22 protein-coding genes are annotated in these 25,307 nt (G+C 43.2%); 17 read left to right on the top strand and 5 right to left on the bottom strand.

Features of this window, described 5'->3' with window-relative positions; all coding sequences use genetic code 11:
• The first annotated feature begins 336 nt into the window (after nt 1–336).
• Nucleotides 337–3,015, top strand: a complete 2,679-nt coding sequence (locus tag DP114_RS02110) for an MGH1-like glycoside hydrolase domain-containing protein (RefSeq protein WP_171975322.1) — start codon at nt 337–339, stop codon at nt 3,013–3,015.
• 99 nt (nt 3,016–3,114) lie between these two features.
• On the opposite strand, the gene DP114_RS02115 is transcribed toward DP114_RS02110, so the two are convergent.
• Together DP114_RS02115 and DP114_RS02120 are read right to left on the bottom strand one after the other, a co-directional pair.
• Nucleotides 3,115–3,486, bottom strand: a complete 372-nt coding sequence (locus DP114_RS02115; protein WP_171975323.1) for a hypothetical protein — start codon at nt 3,484–3,486, stop codon at nt 3,115–3,117.
• A gap of 142 nt (nt 3,487–3,628) precedes the next feature.
• A complete protein-coding gene (locus DP114_RS02120) occupies nt 3,629–4,081 on the bottom strand; it encodes a peptidoglycan-binding domain-containing protein (protein WP_171975324.1) in 453 nt (150 codons plus the stop codon).
• A 658-nt stretch (nt 4,082–4,739) separates the two neighbouring features.
• Between DP114_RS02120 and DP114_RS02125 the strand changes: the two genes are divergently transcribed.
• Both DP114_RS02125 and DP114_RS02130 read left to right on the top strand, forming a co-directional pair.
• Nucleotides 4,740–6,116, top strand: a complete 1,377-nt coding sequence (locus DP114_RS02125) for an efflux RND transporter periplasmic adaptor subunit (protein ID WP_171975325.1) — start codon at nt 4,740–4,742, stop codon at nt 6,114–6,116.
• Nucleotides 6,117–6,272: 156 nt separating this feature from the next.
• On the top strand, nt 6,273–9,503 hold the full coding sequence (locus DP114_RS02130; protein ID WP_169264250.1) for an efflux RND transporter permease subunit: 3,231 nt from the start codon (nt 6,273–6,275) through the stop codon (nt 9,501–9,503).
• Between the two features lie 139 nt (nt 9,504–9,642).
• On the opposite strand, the gene DP114_RS02135 is transcribed toward DP114_RS02130, so the two are convergent.
• A complete protein-coding gene (locus DP114_RS02135; protein WP_172195148.1) occupies nt 9,643–9,795 on the bottom strand; it encodes a hypothetical protein in 153 nt (50 codons plus the stop codon).
• On the bottom strand, nt 9,788–9,949 hold the full coding sequence (locus DP114_RS02140; protein WP_169264249.1) for a CopG family transcriptional regulator: 162 nt from the start codon (nt 9,947–9,949) through the stop codon (nt 9,788–9,790). Before DP114_RS02140 ends, DP114_RS02135 begins: the two co-directional genes overlap by 8 nt.
• Before the next feature lie 57 nt (nt 9,950–10,006).
• On the opposite strand from DP114_RS02140, the gene DP114_RS02145 reads away from it, so the two are divergent.
• From DP114_RS02145 to DP114_RS02175, 7 genes are all read left to right on the top strand, one after another.
• A complete protein-coding gene (locus DP114_RS02145; protein WP_169264248.1) occupies nt 10,007–11,188 on the top strand; it encodes an RNA-guided endonuclease InsQ/TnpB family protein in 1,182 nt (393 codons plus the stop codon).
• A gap of 45 nt (nt 11,189–11,233) precedes the next feature.
• Nucleotides 11,234–11,902 carry an antibiotic biosynthesis monooxygenase family protein gene (locus DP114_RS02150; protein ID WP_246163030.1) on the top strand — a complete coding sequence of 223 codons (669 nt, stop codon included), beginning with the start codon at nt 11,234–11,236 and terminating at the stop codon, nt 11,900–11,902.
• Between the two features lie 159 nt (nt 11,903–12,061).
• Nucleotides 12,062–13,168, top strand: coding sequence for an alkene reductase (locus DP114_RS02155; RefSeq protein ID WP_216669964.1), 1,107 nt, complete (start codon nt 12,062–12,064; stop codon nt 13,166–13,168).
• A 174-nt stretch (nt 13,169–13,342) separates the two neighbouring features.
• Nucleotides 13,343–13,996 (top strand): PEP-CTERM sorting domain-containing protein, encoded by a 654-nt coding sequence (locus DP114_RS02160; RefSeq protein ID WP_171975327.1) that lies wholly within the window; start codon nt 13,343–13,345, stop codon nt 13,994–13,996.
• A gap of 254 nt (nt 13,997–14,250) precedes the next feature.
• The gene (locus DP114_RS02165; protein WP_246163031.1) at nt 14,251–14,916 is read left to right on the top strand and encodes an SDR family NAD(P)-dependent oxidoreductase; all 666 of its coding nucleotides are present in this window, start codon (nt 14,251–14,253) and stop codon (nt 14,914–14,916) included.
• A 190-nt stretch (nt 14,917–15,106) separates the two neighbouring features.
• Nucleotides 15,107–15,502 (top strand): VOC family protein, encoded by a 396-nt coding sequence (locus DP114_RS02170; protein WP_169264245.1) that lies wholly within the window; start codon nt 15,107–15,109, stop codon nt 15,500–15,502.
• Between the two features lie 45 nt (nt 15,503–15,547).
• Nucleotides 15,548–17,212, top strand: a complete 1,665-nt coding sequence (locus tag DP114_RS02175; protein ID WP_171975328.1) for a response regulator — start codon at nt 15,548–15,550, stop codon at nt 17,210–17,212.
• Between the two features lie 215 nt (nt 17,213–17,427).
• Here the strand turns inward: DP114_RS02175 and DP114_RS02180 are convergent, their stop codons facing one another.
• Complete coding sequence (locus DP114_RS02180; RefSeq protein ID WP_370469268.1) at nt 17,428–19,776, bottom strand: cytochrome-c peroxidase; 2,349 nt, start codon at nt 19,774–19,776, stop codon at nt 17,428–17,430.
• A 290-nt stretch (nt 19,777–20,066) separates the two neighbouring features.
• Here DP114_RS02180 and DP114_RS02185 point away from each other — a divergent pair, with 290 nt between their 5' ends.
• The 7 genes from DP114_RS02185 to DP114_RS02215 all read left to right on the top strand — a co-directional run bounded on the left by DP114_RS02185 (nt 20,067) and on the right by DP114_RS02215 (nt 25,271).
• A complete protein-coding gene (locus DP114_RS02185) occupies nt 20,067–20,687 on the top strand; it encodes a superoxide dismutase family protein (RefSeq protein ID WP_246163479.1) in 621 nt (206 codons plus the stop codon).
• A 571-nt stretch (nt 20,688–21,258) separates the two neighbouring features.
• Nucleotides 21,259–22,008, top strand: coding sequence for an ATP-binding cassette domain-containing protein (locus DP114_RS02190; RefSeq protein WP_169267388.1), 750 nt, complete (start codon nt 21,259–21,261; stop codon nt 22,006–22,008).
• Nucleotides 22,005–22,646: an ABC transporter permease gene (locus DP114_RS02195; protein WP_169267387.1), complete on the top strand. Its 642-nt coding sequence runs from the start codon at nt 22,005–22,007 to the stop codon at nt 22,644–22,646. The genes DP114_RS02190 and DP114_RS02195 overlap by 4 nt, the downstream gene beginning before the upstream one ends.
• Before the next feature lie 43 nt (nt 22,647–22,689).
• A complete protein-coding gene (locus DP114_RS02200; protein ID WP_171975329.1) occupies nt 22,690–23,580 on the top strand; it encodes a glycine betaine ABC transporter substrate-binding protein in 891 nt (296 codons plus the stop codon).
• 385 nt (nt 23,581–23,965) lie between these two features.
• Complete coding sequence (locus DP114_RS02205; protein WP_171975330.1) at nt 23,966–24,565, top strand: GNAT family N-acetyltransferase; 600 nt, start codon at nt 23,966–23,968, stop codon at nt 24,563–24,565.
• Between the two features lie 98 nt (nt 24,566–24,663).
• On the top strand, nt 24,664–24,885 hold the full coding sequence (locus DP114_RS02210) for a type II toxin-antitoxin system Phd/YefM family antitoxin (RefSeq protein WP_169267384.1): 222 nt from the start codon (nt 24,664–24,666) through the stop codon (nt 24,883–24,885).
• Nucleotides 24,885–25,271 carry a type II toxin-antitoxin system VapC family toxin gene (locus tag DP114_RS02215; protein ID WP_169267383.1) on the top strand — a complete coding sequence of 129 codons (387 nt, stop codon included), beginning with the start codon at nt 24,885–24,887 and terminating at the stop codon, nt 25,269–25,271. The genes DP114_RS02210 and DP114_RS02215 overlap by 1 nt, the downstream gene beginning before the upstream one ends.
• Nucleotides 25,272–25,307: the final 36 nt, after the last annotated feature.

A 25,307-nucleotide genomic window follows, 5' to 3' on the forward strand; every position in this document is an offset into this window, starting at 1 on the left:
AATTGGTGATGGAAACACAGGCTAGTCACCTATTACCTATGATCACTTACCCAGGCACGTTTGTTTTGCAGCTGCGTAAATCCTAACCCACTGAAAAATAACAAAAAATAGTATGGGCAAGTTAGAGGGGAAAATTGCCTTAAGTGCAATAGCTTAAACTCTCTAGCGTGGTCAAGAATGACTCGAACCGGCAGCCGCGAGTATGGAATCCTCGTTATAATAGCTACAGCGAGGGGTTGCAACAAATTGTACAAAAAAGGCGGAGCAACAATCAGGTCGAATGACGCGTAAGCGGCGCGTTTGTGAGACTTTTTGCGTGAGAAAGGAATTGAATTGATGCACCAGAACGATAGTCTTGATACCGAGTCCCAGCGCCTAACAGAAGAAGTGCAAAGAGAGAAAAACTGGAAGCGTTGGGGACCGTATCTTGCAGAAAGGCAATGGGGAACTGTACGCGAGGATTATTCAAAAGACGGTTCATCCTGGGATTATTTCACCCATGAGCAAGCACGCAGTCGCGCTTACCGGTGGGGTGAGGATGGACTTTTGGGGATGTGCGATCGCCAAGGACGTTTGTGTTTTGCCCTCGCCCTTTGGAATGGCGTTGACCCCATTTTAAAAGAACGCCTATTTGGGTTGAGTGGTAACGAAGGAAATCACGGTGAGGATGTAAAAGAATCTTACTTCTACCTCGACTCAACACCAACCCATTCCTATATGAAAGCGCTCTACAAGTATCCTCAAAGTGAATTTCCCTACACGCGCTTAGTTGAAGAAAACCGCAATCTTAGCAAGGATTTAGGCGAGTTTGAACTTATTGATACTGGGATTTTTGAGGAAAACCGCTATTTTGATATTTTTGCTGAGTATGCCAAAGCCGCTCCCAATGACATTTTAATTAAAATTACTGTTGCCAATCGCAGTTCACAAACTGCAACACTACACCTTTTGCCGACAATTTGGTTCAAAAATACTTGGTCTTGGGGTCGTACAGGCGAAAGCTATTGGTCTAAACCGTGCATTGAATATAAAAAAGATGGTGAGCTTTTGCTTTCCCAAGAAACACTCGGTAAATTTCGGTTTGTCGTTGAACCTCTGCCAAATATTGATGCGCCAACTTTTCTGTTTACTGAAAATGAAACAAACGCAGCAAAGTTGTTTGGTGCAGAAAATCCTAGTCATTACGTGAAAGATGCATTTCACGATTACATTGTCAATGGACGTAAGGATGCCGTCAATCCGGAAATGGTAGGCACAAAAGCATCACCTCACTACCGCTTGGAAGTACCAGCAGGGGAAGAGGTGACTGTGCGGTTGCGGTTATTTGCTGAACAAGAAGCCCCAGAACAACCCTTCGACCAGAATTTTGAGCAGATATTTCAGCAACGCATCCGCGAAACTCAAGAATTTTACGAAAAGCATATTTGCGCAGAACTTTGCGAACATGAGCAGCAAGTCGTGCGACAAGCATATGCTGGTTTGCTGTGGTCAAAGCAGTTTTATCATTATGGGGTGAAAGACTGGCTAGAAGGCGATCCTGCACAACCGCCACTAGAAAGAGATGGAGACGTTCCCAATTCTGACTGGATTCACCTGTACAACCGTGATATTATTTCCATGCCCGACAAATGGGAGTATCCCTGGTATGCTACTTGGGATTTGGGATTTCACCTTATTGCTTTTGCCAAAATTGATCCAGACTTTGCCAAGCAGCAGCTGATTCTGTTCCTTCGCGAGTGGTACATGCACCCAAATGGACAAATCCCAGCTTTCGAGTTTGACTTCTCTAGTACGAATCCGCCTGTTATTCCTTGGGCTTGTTGGCGCGTTTATAAAATGACTGCCGAGAAAGGACACAGGGATCGTGTTTTCCTTGCCCGTGTTTTCCAAAAACTTTTGCTCGATTTTACTTGGTGGGTGAATCGCAAAGACGTTACAGGGAAAAACATCTTTGCTGGCGGCTTTTTGGGTATGGATAACATTGGTGTGTTTGATCGTTCCCAACCCCTACCCACTGGTGGACATCTCCAGCAAGCAGATGGTACTGCTTGGATGGCATTTTACTGCGTGACTATGCTGGCTATGGCATTGGAACTTGCCGATGGCGATCCCGCCTACGAAGACATAGCATCAAAATTCTTTGAGCATTTCATTGCTATTTCCGATGCTATGAATAAAATTGGGGGAACTGGACTGTGGGATGAAGAAGACGGCTTTTATTATGATTGGCTGACGGTGGATAATAAGTCTACTCCCTTAAAAGTGCGATCGCTCGTGGGAATTGTTGTATTATTTGCTGCGGAGGTTTTGAATTTTCAACTCATAGAGCATTTGCCTGGGTTTTTGAAACGGATGGAGTGGTTTTTGGCAAACCGCAAAGATGTGACTGAACATATCTCTTGCATGAAGAAAGCGAAAGCGACAAATCATCTTTTGCTAGCAATTCCTACAAAAGAACGCCTGCAACGGGTACTCCAATATTTGCTTGACGAAAACGAATTTCTCTCCCCCTACGGTATCCGTTCACTATCACGTTTTCACTTAGAAAACCCTTATGTATTTCCTGTTGATGATCAAGAGTATCGTGTCGAGTACCTCCCAGGTGAATCTAACAGTGGCATTTTTGGCGGTAACTCCAACTGGCGTGGACCAATCTGGTTTCCCCTCAATTACGTACTAGTAGAAGCCCTAGAGCGTTACTACCACTTCTGGGGTGATAGCTTCCTAGTAGAATGTCCTAGAGGTTCCGGACAGATGATGAACCTATCACAAGTAGCGCACGAAATACAAGAGCGCCTTACCCGGATATTCCTTCCTAATGAGCAGGGATATTGCCCTTGGCAAGGTAAAAATCAATACTTTGCTTCTGATCCTCACTGGCGCAATCTCATGCTCTTTCACGAGTACTTCTGTGGTGATATTGGTCATGGTTTGGGAGCTTGCCATCAAACCGGCTGGACAGCGCTTATTGCTAGATTACTAGAAGATTGTGGTAGAAAAAGAGCAAAAAGTTAATAGCTATACCAACTCACCTCTAATCGTTGATTTTCCCCATAAGGTTGATTGTCTGTAAGATGATTGTGATTCTTAATAATTGTCAATTTGCTTATACAATTACCGAATGATTTGCATCTTCGTAATTAGAGTTTCTATTCGGGATTTACCGCAAGGCTCAGCACTTTGGCAATCATTGACTGAAGCTTGGCTATAAGATAGCTGCACTTTCTTATTTAAAAAACGTTTTTCCTTTGCACAAATCTCAGGTGATGCACCGACACTGTTATACTGTTTTCCTTTTTCATCTACTAAGTTGACGTAACACATGAGGTCACCATTTGACATGCTTTTTACTGTGGCAACTGTGGGTTTTGGAACTGGCTTCTGGGCTTGTACCGCAGTGTGGCTGACCAGCAAGCCAATAGTAGAGGCTGCAAAGAGAGATACAGATAAGCCTATAGCTTGGAAATCTCTTTTTTTACCTTGCATTGTTTTGTACTCGTTTGTTGTCTAAAACTGTGACTGCGGACTAAGTACGTCAACATTTCTATCGTCAATGTGCTGCGGAGTCTCCAGCTCCGCTGCTCCGGTTTGTTACACGGATTTTTGGGAAGCGACGTAAGACGCTAGTCTACGAACTTAAATCATTACTATGCACCACTACCCTTACTTGTTCAGCAAGTTTTTGACGAGTTACTAAATTAGCTTCTCCAGCAGGTGCTCCTACGTTGTACTTATGCTGAAACTGTTTAACTGCATCAGTCGTTTTTGGTCCATAAAATGGTTCATTAAAGGAAAAGTTTGTCTTGAGAACTGTATTTAAGTTTCCGTGCAGAATTCTCATCGCTTCAGCAAGTTTTTCTTGGGTTTTTGGACCATACACCCCATCGGCTGTAATTTTCATATATTTTTGAAAAGCTATCAGAGCTTTTTTCTCAACATCATTGCTTGGGTCTTCTGGGTCTACATATCCAAAACCATACAAGATATTCATCAATTCTTTATAATTATTCTTTGAATAATCAGGAATACGATATCCTTGTGCTGTCTGACGTTCTGGTGTAGGAGTTCCTCTAATTGCCATTAATTTTTCACCTTGAAAAATGCATTGTCTGTCTACCTCTACAGCACATTCCTTTGATATTCCTGAAAAGAGATTTGACAAATTTTGCCATGTCGATCACCAGGGATAAATCCAGGACAAGTGTTTGCACAGAAGATAAATTCGACCGCAATTTGTGAGCGATTCCCTCAGTCCGGTCAATCGGGTAACTAAAGGGTAGTATTGTAATTGCAGAACGTTTGATCTTACGTATATTTGTATAAATGACACAGCTTGAAACGCAGTGTCAGCGAAAATCATGACTTAAAAGTATTTAGTTTTAAAGAGGACACTCAGTGTCTTAAAAGGAAATATGCCAACAAGGCAAGGCAGTTTGCATGCAAGAGGGTGAATTTCTGCAACGAGCGTGGCTCTTTGGGACTTAGAATTATTTTGGTCAGTCATAGCAAGATTAAAACATTTTTCGCAAGAACTGAAAAGACAATATGGAAAACTTATGTGTAAGCTTATTTATAGCATTGTCCTGTGGATAGATTAAACAACTAGACGAAAGAAGTACATTTAAAGAAATTACTAAGTGGTTTCCGTAAGAGCCTGAAGTTAGTTAAGCAATTTTTATATCAAGGCTTTTACTGTGCTTGAGTTGTATGATTATTTATTGTTAGGTGCTGCGTAAGTCATGAAATCTCCTGAGCCTCAGACTCATTTTGAAGATAACCGTCAAGAAACAAAATTAGAAGAGCCACCCCGCAGACAGCGAAGGTGGCTTTGGTTATTGTTAGCCCTACTACTAGCAGGGGGAGGTTTTGCACTTTGGCGTTGGCTGGCTCCTCAAAACAAAGCACCCGCAACTGCTAACGCTCAACCGCCAGCAGCAAGAGTCAAGATATCTACAGTACAGGCTGGGATGATTGAGGATAGTGAAAGGTACCTTGCTACCGTAGAATCGCGCCGATCAGTGACTCTTCAGCCGAGAATTGAAGGTCAAGTGTCACAAGTCTTTGTCAAATACGGCGATTCAGTGATTGCAGGAACTCCGATTATCCAAGTAGATGCTAGACAGCAACAAGCAGCTGTCGGTAGTGTCAACGCTGCTGCTGAGGTATCTCAGTCACAAGTGGAAAATGCTCGTGCTACCCTCAGATCCTTAGAAGCTGAACGGTTATCTAAACTAGCTGATTTGAAGTTGAATCAGCAAGACTACGAAAGATACACTAGTTTGGCGTCTCAAGGAGCAGTGTCTCGACAGATAAGTGATCAGTATGCCAACAAACTGGCAACTTCCCGTGCTGCTGTCGGTCAAATCGAAGCCCAGATGAGAGCACAGCAAGCTACCATTAGCCAAGCTGAAAAATCTTTAAAGGAAGCACAAGCTAATATTAGACAACAACAAGTCCAACTTCAGTACTACAAAATTACTGCTCCCTTTGCTGGCACAGTTGGAAATATACCCGTAAAAGTTGGTGATTTTGTCAATACTTCTACACAATTAGTTACTATTACTCAAAACCAATCTTTAGAATTGAATATTTCCGTGCCTGTTGAGCGAGGAACTCAACTACGTAAAGGAACACCAGTAGAAGTGATGGATGCACAAGGCAAAAGTATAGGAATGAGCCGTGTATTTTTTGTCGCTCCAAAGGCTACTGACAATAGTCAATCTTTACTTGTTAAAGTGCTATATGACAATTCTCAAAATCAATTACGTACCGATCAGATTGCTTACGCAAGAGTGATCTGGAGTCAGCGCCCAGGGGTCTTGATCCCAGCAACAGCAGTGACTAATTTGGCAGGAGAAACTTTTGTTTATGTAACAGTTTCAGCACCATCAAAACCTCCTCAAGGAGAAAAACCTAAAGGAAATCAACAAGGAGAAAAACCTCAGGGAAATCAACAAGCAGCATTTCAACTAGTAGCTCGGCAAAAACGGGTTAAATTAGGCAACATTACAGGTAACAACTACCAAGTTCTTCAAGGATTAGAACCAGGAGACAGAATCATTGTCTCAGGGCTGCTCAATCTTAGAGATGGCGTTCCCGTTATTCCTGAGTCTTAGGAATGGAAACAAGGGGACAAATCAATTCAAAATTCAAAATTCAAAATTCAAAATTCAAAATTCAAAATTCAAAATTCAAAATTCAAAATTCAAAATCTTGAATTTCTGCCCACTCCCCTACTGCCTGTTGTGCAATTTACTATTCCCCCATGACTTATGTTTGTTGACTTTTTCATCAAGCGACCAGTCTTTACCAGTGTCTGCGCTATTCTTATTTTGCTAGTTGGAGCAGTTAGCATCCCAACACTACCCACGGCACAGTATCCAGAAATCAGCCCAGTGCAAGTTACCGTTTCTGCAAACTACGTCGGTGCTAGTGCTGAAGTCGTAGAAAATACGGTTACGACTGTCTTAGAGCGGCAAATCAACGGGGTCGAGGGCTTGAAGTATATGACTTCGAGTAGCAGTAATAATGGTGCCAGTACGATTACGGTCACATTTGACGCGTCCCGTAATAAGGATATTGCAGCAGTCGATGTGCAAAATCGGGTATCGCTGGCTGAACCGCAGTTGCCAGAACCGGTACAGCGAACTGGGGTTACTGTTAGTAAACAGTCCTCTAATATCCTGTTGGCAATAGGTTTGTACAGTCAGAAAAATGAGTTTAACAACGTATTTTTAAGCAACTACGCTGACCTTTACATAGTAGATGCTCTCAAAAGAATTAGCGGTGTGAGTGAAGCGCGGATTTTTGGTGAACGCCGTTACGCTATGCGTCTGTGGCTCGATCCCAACCGCCTTGCCAGTCGCAACCTCACCGCTCAAGATGTGATTAATGCTCTCAATGAACAAAACATACAGGTAGGTGCTGGGCAAATTGGTCAACAGCCGGCTCCAAAAGACCAAACGTATCAAATAGACTTGCAAGCGCTCAGCAGACTCAAGGAACCGTCTGAATTTGAGGACATGATTCTCAAAGCAGATCAAAATGGCACGCTGATCAAGCTCAAAGATGTCGGTCGAGCAGAACTGGGAGCAGAAAACTATAACTCATTCCTACGGTTTAGAGCCAAAGAGGGTGTGGGTATCGGTATCTTTCCGACTCCAGGAAGTAATGCTTTGGATGTTGCTAAGGCAGTAAAAACCGAAATCGCGCGACTTGCTCAAGACTTTCCCCCAGGACTGGATTACCAGATCGCGTTTGATACGACTTTATTTGTGGAAGCATCCCTTTCCGAAGTATTCAAAACGCTGTTTGAGTCAATTGTCCTTGTAGTTATAGTCATTTTTCTCTTCTTACAGAACTGGCGCACCACTCTGATTCCCGTCATTGTCATTCCCCTAACATTAATTGGCACCTTTGCCTTTGTTAAGGTTTTTGGGTTTTCAATCAACACGTTGACCATGTTTGGTTTAACTTTAGCCACAGGACTAGTTGTTGATGATGCGATTATCGTAGTTGAGGACATCACTCGCCTGATGGAAGATGAGGAAATGTCACCAGAGCAAGCAGCCTCTGCAGCAATGAGTGAACTTTTTGGGGCAGTCATCGCCACTTCCTTGGTGCTAATGGCAGTTTTTGTTCCCGTTGCTTTCTTTCCAGGCTCTACAGGGCAAATTTATCGCCAATTCGCTTTAACAATCGCATTTTCTGTTGCAATTTCAACTTTTCTAGCCCTTACTCTGACTCCTTCCCTTTCAGCTTTGTTACTGCGTCCAGGGCAAAAACCGGGTGGTGTGCTGGGTTGGGTATTTACAAAGTTTAATAACTTAATTAATTGGACGCGCAGAAAATATGAGCGAACTCTCTACGGCTTAACTCGTTTTACAGCAATCATAGTGTTGCTGTTTATTTTGTCTTTAGGGGTAACCGCCTGGCTTTACACCCGCGTGCCTCAGGCTTTTCTTCCCGATGAAGACCAAGGCTATTTCATCACCATTATTCAAGGTCCTGAGGGTGTTTCGCTCAATTACACCAGTAAAGTCATGAGTCAGGTAGAAGCAGAAATTCTTAAACTACCTGAGGTTGTAGGGACTTTCGCTATTGGTGGCTTTGGTTTTAGTGGTAGCACTGCGAACAGTGGTGCAATTTTTACAACACTCAAACCTTGGGACGAGCGCCATGAGGCTAGCCAATCAGCACAGGGAATCATCAAAAATTTGGCAGCCAAGTTCTCAACGATTACAGAAGCAAGAATTTTGCCAGTTAATCCGCCAGCAATTCAAGGTTTAGGCAGTTTTGGTGGTTTCCAATTTGAGCTACAAGATAGAAAAGGCAATAGTGGCTTAAATACCATGCTGCAAGTTATGGGTCAGTTACTCCAACGGGGCAATCAAACACCAGGATTGCAAGCTGTATTTAGCACTTTTTCCGCAAATACCCCTCAGCTTTTAATTGAAGTAGACCGCAACAAAGCTAAGGCGCTGCAAGTCAACATCTCAGATATCTTTAATACCCTACAGAGTTACTTGGGTTCGCGCTACGTCAACGATTTTAATTATCTCCAAAGAACCTACCGAGTGTATGTCCAAGCAGATACTCAGTTTCGCTCAAATCCTGCGGATATTGGTTCATTGTATGTCCGTTCTAGCAACACTCAAAGTTCTACCAATAATCAAAGTTCTACCAATAGTCAAAGTTCTGCCAACAATCAAATGATTCCTTTGAGTAATCTGGTAAAAGTGACTGCAAATACCGGGGCGCAAACAATTAATCACTATAACTTGTTCCGCTCAATTGAAATCAATGGTGCAGCCGCTCCTGGTTATAGCTCAGGGCAATCAATTCAAGCGATGCAGCAAGTGGCAAAGGAGGTTTTACCAGCAGGCTTTGGTTATGAATGGTCCGGAGTTGCTGCGGAAGAACAACAGTCCGGCGGTCAAGCCCCTCTGATTTTCGCCTTAGGACTTGTGTTTGTATTCCTAGTGCTGGCGGCTCAGTATGAAAATTATGTTGACCCTTTGATTATTATGCTCACAGTCCCTCTGGCTATCTTGGGAGCACTGTCGGCACAGTCGTTGCGGGGTCTAGCCAATGATGTTTATTGTCAGATCGGTTTAGTGATGCTGATTGGTTTGGCAAGTAAGAACGCAATTTTGATTGTAGAGTTTGCCAATCAACTACGCGAGCAGGGGCTTTCGATTACCAAAGCAGCCATTCAAGCTTCACAAGAACGCTTACGACCAATTCTCATGACTTCCTTTGCTTTTATTCTGGGTATTGGACCATTAGTTTTTCCAGAAGGAGCTGGGGCAGCTAGTCGAAAATCCCTTGGTACTGCTGTTGTTGGTGGGATGCTTGTCTCGACTTTGTTAAGTCTGTTTGTTGTGCCAATTCTGTATATAGTAATTGGAAAAATTCGCGATCGCCTAACACGACGACGCCACAAACATCCACAGCTACAGCCCGTAGAGGATGGCAGAGTTCCAACTGAAACTCATCGGTAAATTGACTGAGTAGGTGGGGCATCCCCCACCTACTCTTTTTTGTGTCAATCATTAAACATTGTGTGCCAATCATTCACAAAACAGGTAACGACTGTGCCATACAATATGTCTGTTTTGCGTAACTTTTGTCACTGACGACCTAGAAAATGGCTAGTACCAGTGGTGCATAACAGAAGGTACGATGCTTCCAGATTTCGATTTTCCGTGATTCCAAATAATTGTCATTCACCAACACATCAGGAGATCGTCCTAAACGTTGAATCACTGTAAAGCTCTGAACATATCTAAACATTGCTGTTCATTTTCTTTATTTTCTTTTTCAAGGACTGAATGTATTCTCGCAACACATCACTTTTATTCAAATCAACTAGCTGACAATATAGCTCTAGTGTTTTTAATTCGTCTGCTGTAATCCGAATCTCTAACCTTTCCGTTTGTTTAGCCATTGACATGCCGTGCAATTATACGTACAATAATCGTATAAAACAAAAATATAATCTGCAATGTACGCCATCAAAGTAGAGCTAAAACTAAATAATAAAGAGCAAACTTTGATGCGTAAACATTCTGGTTATGCACGTTTTGTTTATAACTACGGCTTGGCACTGACACAGGGTTTGCACTCTGCTGGAGTAAAAGGAAGTATCACTAAACAGATAAACGAAATAAAGAAAGTATTCACCAACTACACCAAAAAGCAACCAGAAAATCAATGGATGAACGAGCTATCGTCCAAGGTTTATCAACGAGCTTTTATGGATTTAGGACAGGCTTACCAAAGATGGGCTAAAGGGTTATCTGGTAAACCTGTCTTGAAATCGAAGAAGAATGGAGATTCGTTTACTGTTTACGACAGCAATGGCAAGGTTTTAATCTTGTTTGGCAAAAAGATAAAGATTCCGACTTTAGGGACTTTTCGTCTCAAAGAAGCGAACCCGTGTTCGTACTGCACGCAAACTTTTACTATCAGTCGCCAAGCTGATAAATGGTACGTATCTTTTGCAGTAGATGCTGATAGAATACCGCCAACTTATCACCCACAAGAAGCGGTAGGAATTGATTTAGGCGTGAAATGTTTTTGCACCCTCAGTGATGGTTTCCAAATTGAAGCCCCCAAGCCTTATAAAAGAGCGAAAACCAAGCTAGCCAAGGCACAGTGGCGAAATCGAAATAAGCAATCTGGCAACCGTCGCCAAGGAATAAAACAGTCGAATAGAGCAAAGAAGTTTTATAACTCTATTGCCAAGAAACACGCTCGAATCGCCAATCAACGCCAAGATTTTCTGCATAAGACGACAACAGATATAAGCTGTAAGTTTTACCGGATTCGGATAGAAGACCTAAACGTTTCAGGAATGCTGGCTAATAGAAAACTTTCGTCAGCAATTTCTGATTTAGGATTTTACGAATTCCGTCGTCAACTAATCTACAAGTCTGAATTTTTCGGAACCAAGGTAGAGTTAGTTGACAGGTGGTATCCATCGTCAAAACTATGCTCAATCTGCGGGAACAAGCACGATAATCTGAAACTTTCTGACCGAGTTTATCAGTGTCAAGATAGATCGTGCTTGGCTCACACAATAACGATGGATAGGGATTTGAATGCGGCTTATAACTTGTTGAACGCACCATTGGATTTTGTACGGTTGGCTCAACCGGAAGTGACGCTCGTAGACAAGAAGTAGCCGACTACCTTGGCTGAAGCGAGAAATAAACCGCATTGTTCAGCAATGTATAAGTTTTATGGAGCAGATAACGGGATGCCCACCATTGCCAAAAACAACGATGTCATTACGGTGATCATTATCTTCGCCGTAGAAGCGGAACGTCAGCAGGAACTCATTGATACTATCATCGAATTTCTTGAAACAACGGTAAAGCACCAGTCCGGTTTTGTTTCATCTAGCATCCACAAAAGTATTGATGGCGTGCGAGTCATGAATTATGCTCAGTGGAAAACGCTGGAAGATTACCAAGCGTTTATCAATAATTCCGAAGTGCAAGCCAAAGCAGCTAAACTTTCCCAGTTCCAGATTCATGAGTCACACATCTACGAGGTGGTTGTCTCTAAACCAGATGACGCTACACTCAATATTGCCAAAGGCGGTTTGATTCACCTCGCAGAATTCCGAGTCAAGCCAGAAAATCAGATGCGCTTAGTGGAATTGGAGAAGGAATATGTAGGAGTAAGTTTGCAAAATCCAGGACTCCTTTCTGCCAACTTCCACCGTTCGCTTGATGGCGTGCATAATGTGAATTACGGACAGTGGCGCAGTTTAGCAGATTTTGAAGAGCTGCTCAAAGATCCAAAGTACAAGCCCTTGAGTGAGTATTGGCAAGGTCTAGCTGAGAACAAGTTTCATCTTTACGAAGTCGTCTACACTCAGCCTACCGATTAATTGGCTTTGTTTGCTTTCCTCGTTCCTTGGCTCAGCCAAGGAATGAAATCTTGGAGGCTCAGCCTCTATTGTTAACAGCCAACGCAGCAGCCCACAGTTGTGCGTTCCCAGGCGCTTTGTCTGGGAACGAGGTCAACAAGAATAATGGAGATAATCCCTGTGACTTCCAATATAAATCTTTTCACTCCTGTTCAACTTGGTCGCTATACCCTACCAAACCGGATGGTGATGTCACCAATGACTCGTTTGCGAGCCATTGACAACATTCCCAACTCATTGATGGCGACTTACTACACGCAACGGGCAACAGCAGGGCTAATTGTTACTGAATGCACAATGGTTTCTCCTTTGAGTTTAGGCTACATGAATTGTCCGGGTATATACTCAGCGCAACAAGTTGATGGATGGCGGCAAGTGACAGATGCCGTACATGAGAAGGGGGGAAGAATTTTCTTGCAATTATGGCACTGTGGCAGGGTTTCTCATCCTTCTTTATTGGGTGGACAATTACCCGTTGCACCTTCTGCTCTTGCGGCTTCAGGGCAACTGCACACCCCAGTCGGAAAAGTAGCAATGGAAACACCCCGTGCTCTAGAAACCCATGAAATTCCTGAAATTGTCGAGCAGTTTCGTAAAGGTGCAGAAAATGCCCTGACTGCGGGATTCGATGGCGTGGAATTACATGGGGCTTTTGGTTACCTAATTGACCAGTTTCTCCAAGATTACACAAACAAACGCACAGATAAATACGGTGGTTCGATAGAAAATCGAGCACGATTTCTGCTGGAAGTCGTGGAAGCAGTTGCTAGTGTGTGGGGTGCAAATCGTGTTGGGATCAAACTTTCCCCTAGCAACACATTCTACGGGATGGGCGACTCGAATCCGCAAGAAACTTTTGGTTATGCAATAAATGCTCTCAATCGCTTTGGATTGGCATATCTCCATCTAATGGAACCGAATGAGGGTGATTTGGCAACCCGTGATGTAATGAACCCAGTAACACCCTACTTCCGTAAAATTTACAAAGGAACTTTAATTGCCAATGGCGGTTACGACCATGCCAAGGGAGATAGTATACTTGCTAATGGTGATGCAGATTTGGTTTCTTTTGGCAAGTTGTTTATCGCTAATCCTGACTTACCAAAACGCTTTGAACTGGATGCTTCTTTAAACGAGCCTGATGTAAAAACATTTTACGCACCAGACGAAAAAGGATACACTGATTACCCATTCTTAGAACTACAACCTGGTGGTCTTTTGCAGTAGTTTTGAAAACCACTGTTCCGAAATTGAGTCTGCGATACGCCTCTAGCGTATCGCCTGATGCACTGCTGCTATCTACTAAGCAACAGTAAAAAATGCTTCCCCCATAACGTGAAGTTTCATAGAGAGCATTCCCTGCAAAAATAATAGTATTTCCTCACAATAGGACTTGAGCAAATGATACTTCGCTCACATACTGTATGGCTTGTTCCAATAGCTGCTTTACTTAGTGTTGCAGCCAGTGCTGTACGAGTAGTTGCCCAAACTACATATTCTTTTGATGCTGTTTATGATACAGAGGTGATTCTTACACCCATCACGCCGGAAGTTTCACAAGCATCTGTCTCAGGCTTTAATCCTAGTGCCCCTTATGGTTTGACTAACTTTACAAGCATTAACTACAGTCGATTTGATTCCCAAACTGGTGTTTTCACTTTTGTTCCAAACGCTGCAAACTTTGGTTTAGAAGACTTAGCAGTAGGAGTTGATAGGTTTTTTGGCAGCGGCGATGATCAATTGTTTGGCAGCAGTAACGCTACAGCTGCAATTAACAACGCAAACGGTACATTAGATGGTTCTGGCACCATAACTATCACTGGCGGTTCGGGTAGATTCGCTGGTGCTACTGGTGTACTGAATTTTTCTGAGACTGAACCACTTGATCAAGATCCAACTGCTCCCCTAAGAGGTCGAGCAATTTTAAGTGGCTTTTTCCAAGTACCTCAAAAAATTCCAGAACCGGGAACCAACTTAGCCCTAGTTGGTGTGGGAGTGACTGGAGCCGGTTTCCTGCTGCGTCAACGCCGCCTTCGTTCTGCAAAGGAATCATAACGTCTTGTCGGGCATGGTAGTTTGTTCATCCATGCCCACAATTCAATTCATAGTGAATTTAATATAAAAAAAGAAATTTTATGCAGGTGTGGCGTTTGCAATTCTTACCCTTGTTGTGTTTAGATACTGCACTTGCTTGTAATTAAGGAGATAAGATGAGTCAATCAAAGGTTGCAGTTGTTTTAGGTGTCGGTCCGGGACTGGGAGCCGCAGTTGCTCATCGGTTTGCACGAGAAGGCTTTGCTGTAGGATGAATGGCAAGAAACTCACAACAGCTGACTCAAATTCAGTCAGAAATTGAACAGTCTGGCGGGAAAGCATTGTCTGTTACGGTTGATGGAACTGACCCTGCATCAGTAAAAGCCGCTTTTGAGCAGGTGTCCTCGCAACTAGGTGCACCTGAAGTCTTTGTCTACAATGCTGGAGCATTTCAGAAGGCTGGTATCCTGGAACTGACACCAGAGCAGTTTGAGTTTTCATGGAAAGTAAATTGTTTTGGAGCTTTTTTAGCAGTACAACAGGTCCTTCCAGCGATGGTTGAGCGAGGTCGCGGTACTATTCTGTTAACGGGAGCAACAGCTGCTGTGAAAGGTTCAGCCAAATTTGCAGCTTTGGCGGTGGGTAAATTTGGGCTACGAGCATTGGCGCAGTCGTTGGCACGGGAGTTTAGTCCTCAAGGAATTCACGTAGCTCATATCATTATTGATGGCATGATTAATACTCAAAGAGTGCGAGCAATGGTATCGGAGGCTGAAGAACATACATTACTGGCACCTGAGGCGTTCGCGCAGCGTCTCCGTTCGCGTAGCGTGCCCGCAGGGCTTAGGAGATTCGCCCAAACATATTGGCAATTGTATCAACAAGATTCAACAGCATGGACTTTGGAACTTGATTTGCGACCTGCTGTAGAAAAATTCTGATTTTCAACTAATTCCACAAGGATTCCCCATCCGCTGGATACAACACATTCACAGGGCACAGTGTTGTTCCCCAACAAAAACCTGTGTTTCACCCAATTGATAACCATCATATTGCAGTTGTCATCAATAATTAATAAAGGAATAGAACCGCAAAAATACAAAGGCGGCAAAGAAAAGAGGTACAAAGTTTATGAAAGTTAGCAAATCATACACAAGATTGCTTGTAAAAGATTGGAAGGCTTGTTTCTTGTTTTACAAAGATGTCATCGAATTTGATATTGCTGTAAAAGATGAAGAAGCCGGATATGCTGAGTTTAAAGCCGGAGAGATGAGACTTGCCGTATCAAAGCGGCAAGAAATGGCACAAATGATTCACAATGCAGAAAAGCCTGCTCATGCAGAATGTCAAGACACTGTAGTATTAGTTTTTACAGTGCATAATCTAGAGGAGGAATATCAACGGCTCACACACAAAGGGGTGCAATTTAGTGTAACGCCGATGAATAATCCCTACTACGGAATGAAAACAGCTTATCTTCGAGATCCAGATGGAACCTTAATTGGTTTATACGAGTATCTTGTGTGATATATAAAAAAGCAACTATCTAAAAATGGAGGTCACCAAAGCGCTATGGCTAAACCTGTCATCATAACGGTAGACGATGATCCAGAAGTTTTGCAAGCCGTGGCGCGGGACCTACGGCAGGAATATGGCGATCGCTTCCGAATTATCCGCGCTGACTCTGGTGCCAGTGCCTTGGAAGCCTTGGAACAACTCAAACTTCGCAATCAGCCAGTGTCGCTGTTCCTTGTCGATCAACGGATGCCCCAGATGTCCGGCGTGGAGTTTTTGGAACAAGCCATGTCAATGTTCCCCGATGCAAAACGTGCCTTACTCACCGCCTACGCAGATACTGATGCCGCAATCCGTGCCATCAACAACACAAAAATAGATTACTACTTAATGAAGCCGTGGGATCCACCAGAAGAACGCTTGTATCCAGTGCTGGACGATTTACTTGATGACTGGCAAGCAGGCTTCCACCCACCGTTTGAAGGGATTCGCGTCATCGGTAACCGTTGGTCTCCCTATTCTCATCAAGTTAAAGATTTCCTCGCACGAAATCAAGTGCCTTACCAGTGGTTAGATATCGAATTATCTGAAGAGGCACAAAAACTAGTAGAGTACTCTGAGTGTGATAAATTACACTTACCTATCGTGCTGTTTGGGGATGGTTCCCATGTCATGCAGCCAACCAACCTGCAAGTTGCAGAGAAAATTGGACTACGAACCCAAGCAGAAAAACCGTTTTATGACTTGATTATCGTTGGTGGCGGTCCTGCTGGTTTAGCAGCTGCGGTCTATGCCGCATCAGAAGGACTACGCACGGTGATGATTGAACGTGAAGCCCCAGGAGGACAAGCCGGAACAAGCTCACGTATTGAAAATTACCTTGGCTTTCCTACAGGTTTGAGTGGAGGTGATTTGGCACGGCGTGGTGTCACCCAAGCAAAACGGTTTGGAGTCGAAATTCTCACACCACAAGAAGTTAAGGGTATCCGCGTAGAAAATCAGTATCGATTTGTGCAACTAGAAGACGGTAGTGAAATCAGTTGCCACGCCCTGATGTTAGCGCTAGGCGTGTCGTGGCGGCGGCTGGATATCCCTGGGCTTGATCGTTTGACAGGTGCAGGGGTGTATTACGGTGCTGCACAGGCCGAAGCAATGAGTTGCCAAGATGAAGACGTTTACATTGTGGGTGGCGCAAACTCAGCCGGACAAGCAGCAATGTACTTTTCTCGCTACGCCAAGCATGTGACGATGTTAATACGTGGCGACTCCTTAACTAAGAGTATGTCCCAGTATCTGATTGACCAAATTGCACAAACACTTAATATTACAGTCAAGACACATACTAGTGTCAGAGAAGCAAAAGGAGAAACAAGTTTAGAATCCATTACTATTCACAATTCTTTAACAGGTGAAACGCAAACCGTTCCTGCAACATCACTGTTTATTTTTATTGGTGCAGTTCCCCGTACGGAATGGTTAGATGGTGTGATTGAACGAGACCAACACGGCTACATCATCACAGGTCCAGATTTGCAAAAAGATGGACAACGCATCAAAGGATGGACGCTAGAACGCGATCCCTTTTTGCTAGAAACCAACATCCCTGGTGTTTTTGCTGTGGGTGATGTGCGTCATGGTTCAGTCAAGCGAGTTGCTTCTGGTGTTGGTGAGGGTTCAATCTGCGTTCAGTTTGTTCATCGATACCTCAGCAATGTGTTGTGATAGTAATATGTCCGCAGCGAGCGGAACGAAGTGTAGCGTGGCAAACTGGGGTATTGGGGGATTTAGTGTACAGCCTACAGAGCATAACCCCAGAAGATTTGTGATCAACAAACTTCAAACGTTGTCCTAGAGCGTTGATATTCTAAACAATTATTGCCAGATAAAAAAAAGCCTGGTGTTCCAGGCTTTTTTCAATTAGGAACTACGTGACTTTCTCAAAAGGTTGCCAAGAAGTTCCGCAAAGGATTGCCACCGTTACGACCGACAGCTGGGATTTCCAAAAGAGAATCCGTAGCTTGCGTGGTACCGTCATTGGTTTTGACCTTGGGGTCGATGGTCACAGAGTATTGGTTTCCTGGATGTCCGTTAGGGACAAACAGTTGCGGGTGGTCGAAGGGCGCTTTTTGCTTGCGGACTCGCTCATCAGTCAGCCCTTTCAAAAAGGCAACCAGTTGCTGTTTTTCTTCTGGTTTCAGGTTCAGCACTGGCAGACCGCCAAAGTCCCCGCCCCGGCTGTAAAAATCAACTACTTGCTCCAGGGTCGCTTGACCTCCATTGTGGAAGTAGGGGGCAGTGAGTTCCACATTGCGGAGTCCGGGTGCTTTAAAGGCTCCGTCTGCAATCACCGTTTCACTAGGACTTAGCGGTGGATTAAGCGTAGGGGGATCTTCGCCGAGGAGCTGCTTAAATTTACCCTGCTGAGCTAGCCGTACCTCGGAGAGCGGATTGCCCAGGGGATTTCCTGAGTCGTCTTTATCACTCCTATCAAGAGCACCCAAACCGGGGTCTTCGTTGTTAGGTCTGACACCAATCCTAAAGAAGCCAGTGTCTTCAGCGGGGTTACCAGGTATGGGCGCACGTCCGATTCGTTTCCTTTGAGCTACATTACTTACTGAAGCGGCGGTCAATTCCGATCCAGCGTGGCAGCCAATGCACAGACCCTTGTTCTGGAAAACAGTCCACCCCTGCTGTTGCTGGGAAGTCAGGGCGCTAGTGTTCCCCGTTAAGAACTGGTCAAACGGTGTATCAGCAGACACTAAAGTTGATTCGTACGCCTGAACTGCCAGCCCAAAGAACAGCGAGAAGTTATATTCCATCTGCGTATATTCGATAGTGCTCAAGCGGTTCTTCGGCTTATTGATGAAAGTGCGATCGCCAGTTTTTGGATCAACTCGGATGACCACATTTGATTGCCACCACTCCGGTTTGAAGGCGTCCCGGATCAACGCCTCGTAGGACTTTCTCAGACCTGGTTTGGACGAATAACGCGACGATCTGCTTAAAGAACCTAAAACGCTGTCATCATAAGCCACAATCTGCTTTGCAAGGGGATCTAGGGCAAGTAGTTTCTTGCCGAGTTTTCTACCAAACCTTTTCAAAGGCGTTGGACTTGATGTCGAAGGTTGTTGCCTTGAGGAATCAGCGGTGTTGGTAGTGCTTTGGCTGTTTTGCGATGCTTGCGAATTAGGGTTATTCTCAACAGTCCGACCTTGTGCGTCAGTCACCGTAACTGTGTCCTCGTTTGTATCGGACTGCGCAACCCGAAACGGCGCGATGACAGTGGTGTTTTCAAATGCCGTCTCGAAGGAATTAAGCGGTGGTCCCACCGCCTGTGAAGCTAGAGACGAATTATTGAGACTGACTCGTACATCTTCCAGCCGCCTCGGACTGGTTGCTTTCAAAACAAAAGCATTCGAGTCTCTCAACCCCAAAGGATTCACCCCGTTGAAGGTGTTTTGAGCCAGTCCATCCCAGAAGTTACGAAAGTTGAACACGGCGTTAATCACCGACGGTGTATTGCGCGGCGTTACCCGACGTACGTTCGTGCCATTGACATTGAAGACATCATCCTTTTTAGGAGTCACCTTGTCCTTATCACTGCCAGGAACAATGTCAACGAATTCTGACCGAAAAACCCCTTGAGAGCCAGTGATGTCATTACTGTCGGACACAACGGTCGATGATATGTTATTTGGATCTGACAGCTTATGGAATGGGTAATCTCCTGCCGTTAACTGGTAGTTTGGACTGCCTCCCGTATTGAAAGTTATATCTATTTGATCTGGGTTAATCCGACCTGGGTTGATCTGGTTTTTGGATCTGCTGTCTGCCCCAGCATGAAAGTGACAACTGGCACAGGACTGGATGCCATCGCTGCCAAGCTGCATATCCCAGAAAAGAGATTTTCCTAGGGCGATCGCCGTTACCTTGTCCTTGATAAAATCGCCAAGATTATCTGGTTCCGGAACCTTTATCTGACTCAGCGGAGGCGGTGCAGTTACCTGTGCCGATACAGTATGTCCGGCTAGGATTGCAGCCATCACCAGTGCAGCAATTGTCGTGCCCTTTTTTATTTTTATGCTCCTAAAAAATTTGGATGCCAGTTGGATCAGTCCACTTAGCATCCCTGCGACAAAGCTGACAATAGTTTTTGTTAGGAAAAAGAGCCTTGATAGCAGATGCATCAAGGGAGGAGCAGAACTCTTTTCCGTTTCTGTGCGTGCTTGAGTTGTATTTGTAAGTTTATCTAACTCAGGCAAACGACTATTTTTACCATTATTCATGGCTCATTTCTTTTTAAATATTTCCGGTTTTGTTGGCAAAAAGTTGTATTAGCTTATGCTAATTTTTTTGCCAAAATGTGCTTGTTTGCAACTAGTATAATTTGGGATAGTTAATGAAAAATAAAGCTACATTAAATTTTACATGAAGCTAATTTGACTTAATACTTTTTTGACAGTATATATCTTGTATATTTTGTTCCTTTTTTCTTTATAAAATACTATCTATTCAACTCGGATACCCGCCGAGTGTAGAATCTAAATCAAGTTATCTACTATTAACGTAGGAGGTCATAGTGATTAAGTTTTCACCACAAAAATCTCTGTTTATTTTCGCAGTCTCTGTTTGCTTGATGCTGATTTACACACTTACATTAGGGCAACCCAGCATAGCGCAGAGTCCTATAGGAGGACGAGTTGAGCTTACAGGTACAGACATTAGTGGCACCCTAATCTTGAAGCAGCGAAATAATGGATTAGTACGGATTCAGGGTTATATTCAAGGCAATCCAGCAACCCTAACTCCCGGTTTGCACGGACTCCACATTCATGCTGCAGGGGTGTGCGAACCAAATGCCCAACCTGCTTTTAGCACCACAGGTGGACACTTTGATCCTGGTCCGTTTGGTTCGGAACTTCCAGTAGAAGCAAACCATCCATATCACTTAGGTGACTTGCCAAACCTAGTGGTGGATGAGCAGGGACAGGCAACATACAATGTGCTCACTAGTCGAGTCACCCTTAGTGAAAGTCCGGTGACTTTATTTGACGAAAATGGTAGTGCAATCATTATTCACTTATTACCGGATCAGCAAAAAGCGGGCGGAACAGCAGCAGAAGCTGGTGGTGGACGCTTAGCCTGTGGAATCGTAACTCATGATTCTGGACAAGAGCAATCAAACGATCAAATTTGATTACCCTTGCTGATGTGGAGTAACAAATTATTTGTCGTTATGAACGTTTTTAGTGTCACTTAAGATAATGCTTATATAGTCACGCTCTATCAGGGATTCGCCAAATAGATAACATTGTTTTCTGGTTTTCTTACCTTTTAGGTATAGTCGTTGCCACGTAGATTAGGACATGAACTAATGAGAAAATATGGACATCACGAGATTTTCAACCCTGTTAAGCGTTAAGCGTTCCCTACGTCCTAATAGAGTTGGCTATAGCTATATCTAAAAAACCATTATGTAAAACAGACTTTAGGTGAAAACGACATCTACTCAACACCTTTACGACACTTGTTTGATAACAAGACAAATAATTTGTTAGCTAACAACTCCAGGACTTACGCAACAAGGGAGAATGTCCGCAGCGCATACGCTGTCGGTCGCTGCGGACGGAATTACGTTGAAATGCGTAAGTCCTGAACTCATATTGAAAGTATGGCTGTCTGAAGAGTTCAGTTACTACAGCAGTATTGAATTCCCCATATGACTAAAATCAGAAGATAATGACAGAAAACCACCTTGTAAATTACCCATGTCGCAAGACAACCAAATTGCTGTCGAATTCGACAATGTTACCTTTAGCCGGAATAATCGACCTTTGGTATCAAACCTCAATTTCAGTATCCATCCGGGAGAGGCACTGATACTACTAGGACGTAGTGGTAGTGGCAAAACTACGACAATGAAATTAATCAATCGCCTATTTATACCTACACAAGGCGAAGTAGTATTTAATGGCATTCCCACAACTCAATGGGACGAAATTAGACTGAGGCGCAAGATTGGTTATGTGATTCAAGAAACAGGTTTATTTCCCCATTTTACAGTGGAACGTAATGTGGGTTTAGTTCCATCTTTGCAAGGTTGGAAACCCAAACAGATTCAAACGCGAGTTCGTGAATTGTTGGATTTAGTTGGTTTAGAACCAGAAAAATTTGCTCAAAGATATCCACATGAACTTTCAGGAGGGCAAAGACAACGAGTTGGTGTCGCAAGGGCGCTAGCTGCAGATCCGCCAGTGTTGTTGATGGATGAACCTTTTGGCGCACTCGATCCAATCACGCGTTTAGAGCTGCAACAAGAATTTAAACGGTTACAGCAGGAACTCGGTAAGACAGTTGTGTTTGTCACTCACGATATCCAAGAAGCATTTCTGTTGGCATCAAGAATTGGGTTAATGGATGGAGGAAAATTAGTAGTGTTGGGTACACCAGAGGAATTTCAGGGTTCTCAACACCCAGAAGCACTCGCATTTCTGCAATGTCTTAAACCAGCCCTATGAACATCAACAACTTCTTCTTGATAAAATATGCTTCGCAAATCTTGGAACATAGTTTGGAACATTTGCTGTTGGTAGCAATTTCTATTGGGATTGCAGCTGTGATAGGTATTCCACTTGGTATACTAATTACTCGCCAGCGGAATCTTCGGGCACCAATTCTTGGTATTGCAAATATTATGCAAACTGTTCCCAGTCTAGCACTGTTTGGCTTGCTTATCCCCATACCTGTGATCGGCGGAATTGGAACAGTCCCCGCAGCTGTTGCCCTAATATTGTATTCTCTGTTACCACTGATTCGGAATACTTATACGGGTATTATTGGTGTTGATCCAGCCATAATAGAAGCTGGGCGAGGCATGGGAATGACTGATAAACAACTGTTGCTTCAAGTGGAGATTCCCTTGGCTCTAAGTGTTATCCTAGCAGGGGTGCGGGTGGCAACAGTGATTGGAATAGGGATTGCAACTATAGCTGCGGCGATTGGTGCTGGTGGTTTAGGAGAGTTGATTTTTCGTGGTATTGTAACGGTTAATAATGAGTTAATTTTAGCTGGTGCAATTCCTGCAGCCGCGATCGCTTTGTTTGCTGATTTTACTATTGGTTGGTTGGAAGGAAAATTTCAAGTGACTAAAAAATAGAGCGAATTAATTATAGTTCAGCAATAGTGAAGAAGATAGATAGATGACAAAGAAAATCACCTTTTTCCTTGTAACTTTTGCTTTGGTAATAGGGATTGTCAGCTGCCAGTTTAATAAAAGTGGTGGTGACATTATTGTTGCTTCTAAAGGTCTTGGTGAGCAGGCTATTTTAAGCGAACTTTTAGCACAGCAAATCGAAGCAACAACGAATTTAAAAGTTGACCGACGCGACTTGCTTGGTACCTTTGTTTGTCATCAAGCTATAACTACTGGCAAAATTGATGCTTATGTTGAGTATACAGGTACGGCTTTCACTGCTATTTTAAAACAAAAAGTAATTAACGATCCAAAAGAGGTTTATCAACGCTTAAAACAAGCTTATGCCCAGAAATTTAATTTGGAAGTGATGAAATCTTTGGGTTTTGAAAATACGTTTGCGATGATCATAAGGGGTGAAGAGGCAAGACGTTATAAGATTCAAACTCTCTCTGAAGCGGCTCAATATGCACCTCAGTGGCGAGCTGCTTTTGGTTACGAGTTTATGGACAGGGAAGATGGTTTCCCTGGATTGTCTAAAACCTACGGTTTACGCTTTGCCCAGTCTCCTCGGATTATGGATTTGGGATTGCTATACCGTGCGCTTTTACAAAAGCAAGTCAATATCATAAGTGCAAATTCTACTGATGGGCAAATATCTCGCTTAGGTTTAGTTGTACTAAAGGATGATAAACAGTATTTTCCACCTTATGAAGCAACTCCAATAATACGGAAAGAAACATTGCAAAAGTATCCGGAAGTTAGGAAGGCGATCGCCCAACTTAGTGGAAAAATTTCGGCAGATGAAATGCGCCACTTAAACAACTTGGTTGAGGCCGAGTTACGTGATGTTAAGGAAGTTGTCAGCGAGTTTCGCAAAGCCAACGGTTTAGCATAATCATGGTCTAATATCAAGTTCGGATGATTACTTATAATTAAGCCGCTCTGGTTTTTGGCTACCAGTGGTCGCAAGTTAGTCCTTGGATTAAGTCCTGCTGTTTCATAATTTCTTGGCAACGAAGTACCATAAGTTCTTCAAGGGTAGTGATGCATAGTAATGATCTATTGTCGTAGGAATGATACATTTTTGAACTGGTTCATATAAAGTATCAGAGTATGCTAACAGATGCTTGTATTTTATTGCGGGGTATGTATCATTGATTTTATTCAAATTCATCTTTTGATGTAAGTATGAATTAGGAACTCAGAAGTGATAGCCATGCAATAAATAACTCTCATTGAGGCATCTAAAAATTTGCCATAATTAATCGAGGCAGTCATCAGTGGCGAATAAATTATTATCATTTCTGCCTCACAACAACAGTACAATGATGAAACTAATTGCACCTGAAACAACACTTGAAATTTCACGGCTGTTGCTTGAGCCACTGGTGGAATCTCATGCAGCACATATCTACAGGCAATTGCAGGATGAAAGCCTTTATCAGTTTATCCCACAGGAGCCTCCCATATCATTGCAAGTTTTGCAGACTCGATATCGCGCGCTATCTTCAAGGCTTTCTCCTGACGGGCAAGAAGTATGGCTGAATTGGGCTATTCGTCTTCGCCAATTTGGAACATATATTGGAACATTGCAAGCAACAGTATATGCCAATCAAATAGCTGCAATCGCCTACATGATCTTCCCATCATTCTGGCAACAAGGTTATGCAAAGGAAGGATGTTTACGACTGCTCAATCATCTTTTCAACGATTATCAAGTTAAGATTGTGGCAGCCCAGATTGACACTCGTAACGTCGCATCCATTGAACTCATTAAATCACTTGGTTTTAAGTACGTGTCCACAAAAGAAAACGCGGACTTTTTTAAAGGATGTGTCAGCCATGAGTATCGATATGAATGTATGTCGTCTTCTACTTAACTCACTCATCTACCAGTTCGATAAACTAAACTGAAGTTGTTGCATCAAACAACCAATTTTTGATGTAAGCATTAATTAGGAACTTAGAGGTAACAACCATGCAAGAAATAACTCTCGCTGAAGCATCTAAAAATTTCTCTGAATTAATTGAAGCAGTCATGAGTGGTGAAGAAGTAGTCATTACAAAAGATAATCAGCCTGTTGTTAAACTAACTCCTGTATCGCCTGAACGTCGTTCGCTGTTTGGGAGTGCTAAAGGCTTGATTACAGTATCAGATGATTTTGATGAACCGCTAGAAGACTTTAAGGATTATATGTAATGAGGCTGCTGCTGGACACTCACACATTTCTTTGGTTTTTTACAGGCAATACAAAAATCAGCAACCAAGTAAGGGTGCTAATCGAGAATGAGGATAACGAAAAGCTGCTCAGTACAGCTAGTCTCTGGGAGATGGCGATTAAACAAAGTACAGGCAAGCTGAGTTTTCATCTGCCATTTGAGGTGTTTATCACACAGCAACTCAGTCTTAATGACTTCAATGTACTGGACATCAATCTCAACCACCTTTCTGTTGTTGCAACGCTACCGCTTTACCATAGAGATCCATTTGACAGACTTTTCATTTCACAATCTATTGTTGAAAAAATACCTATATTGAGTATTGATTCAGCCTTTGATGCCTATCCTATTGAACGGCTGTGGTAGGCAATAGTTATTAAAGATATTTTAGAAAAAATTATA

It is taken from the genome of Brasilonema sennae CENA114, assembly GCF_006968745.1.
In the GTDB taxonomy this organism is placed as follows: domain Bacteria; phylum Cyanobacteriota; class Cyanobacteriia; order Cyanobacteriales; family Nostocaceae; genus Brasilonema; species Brasilonema sennae.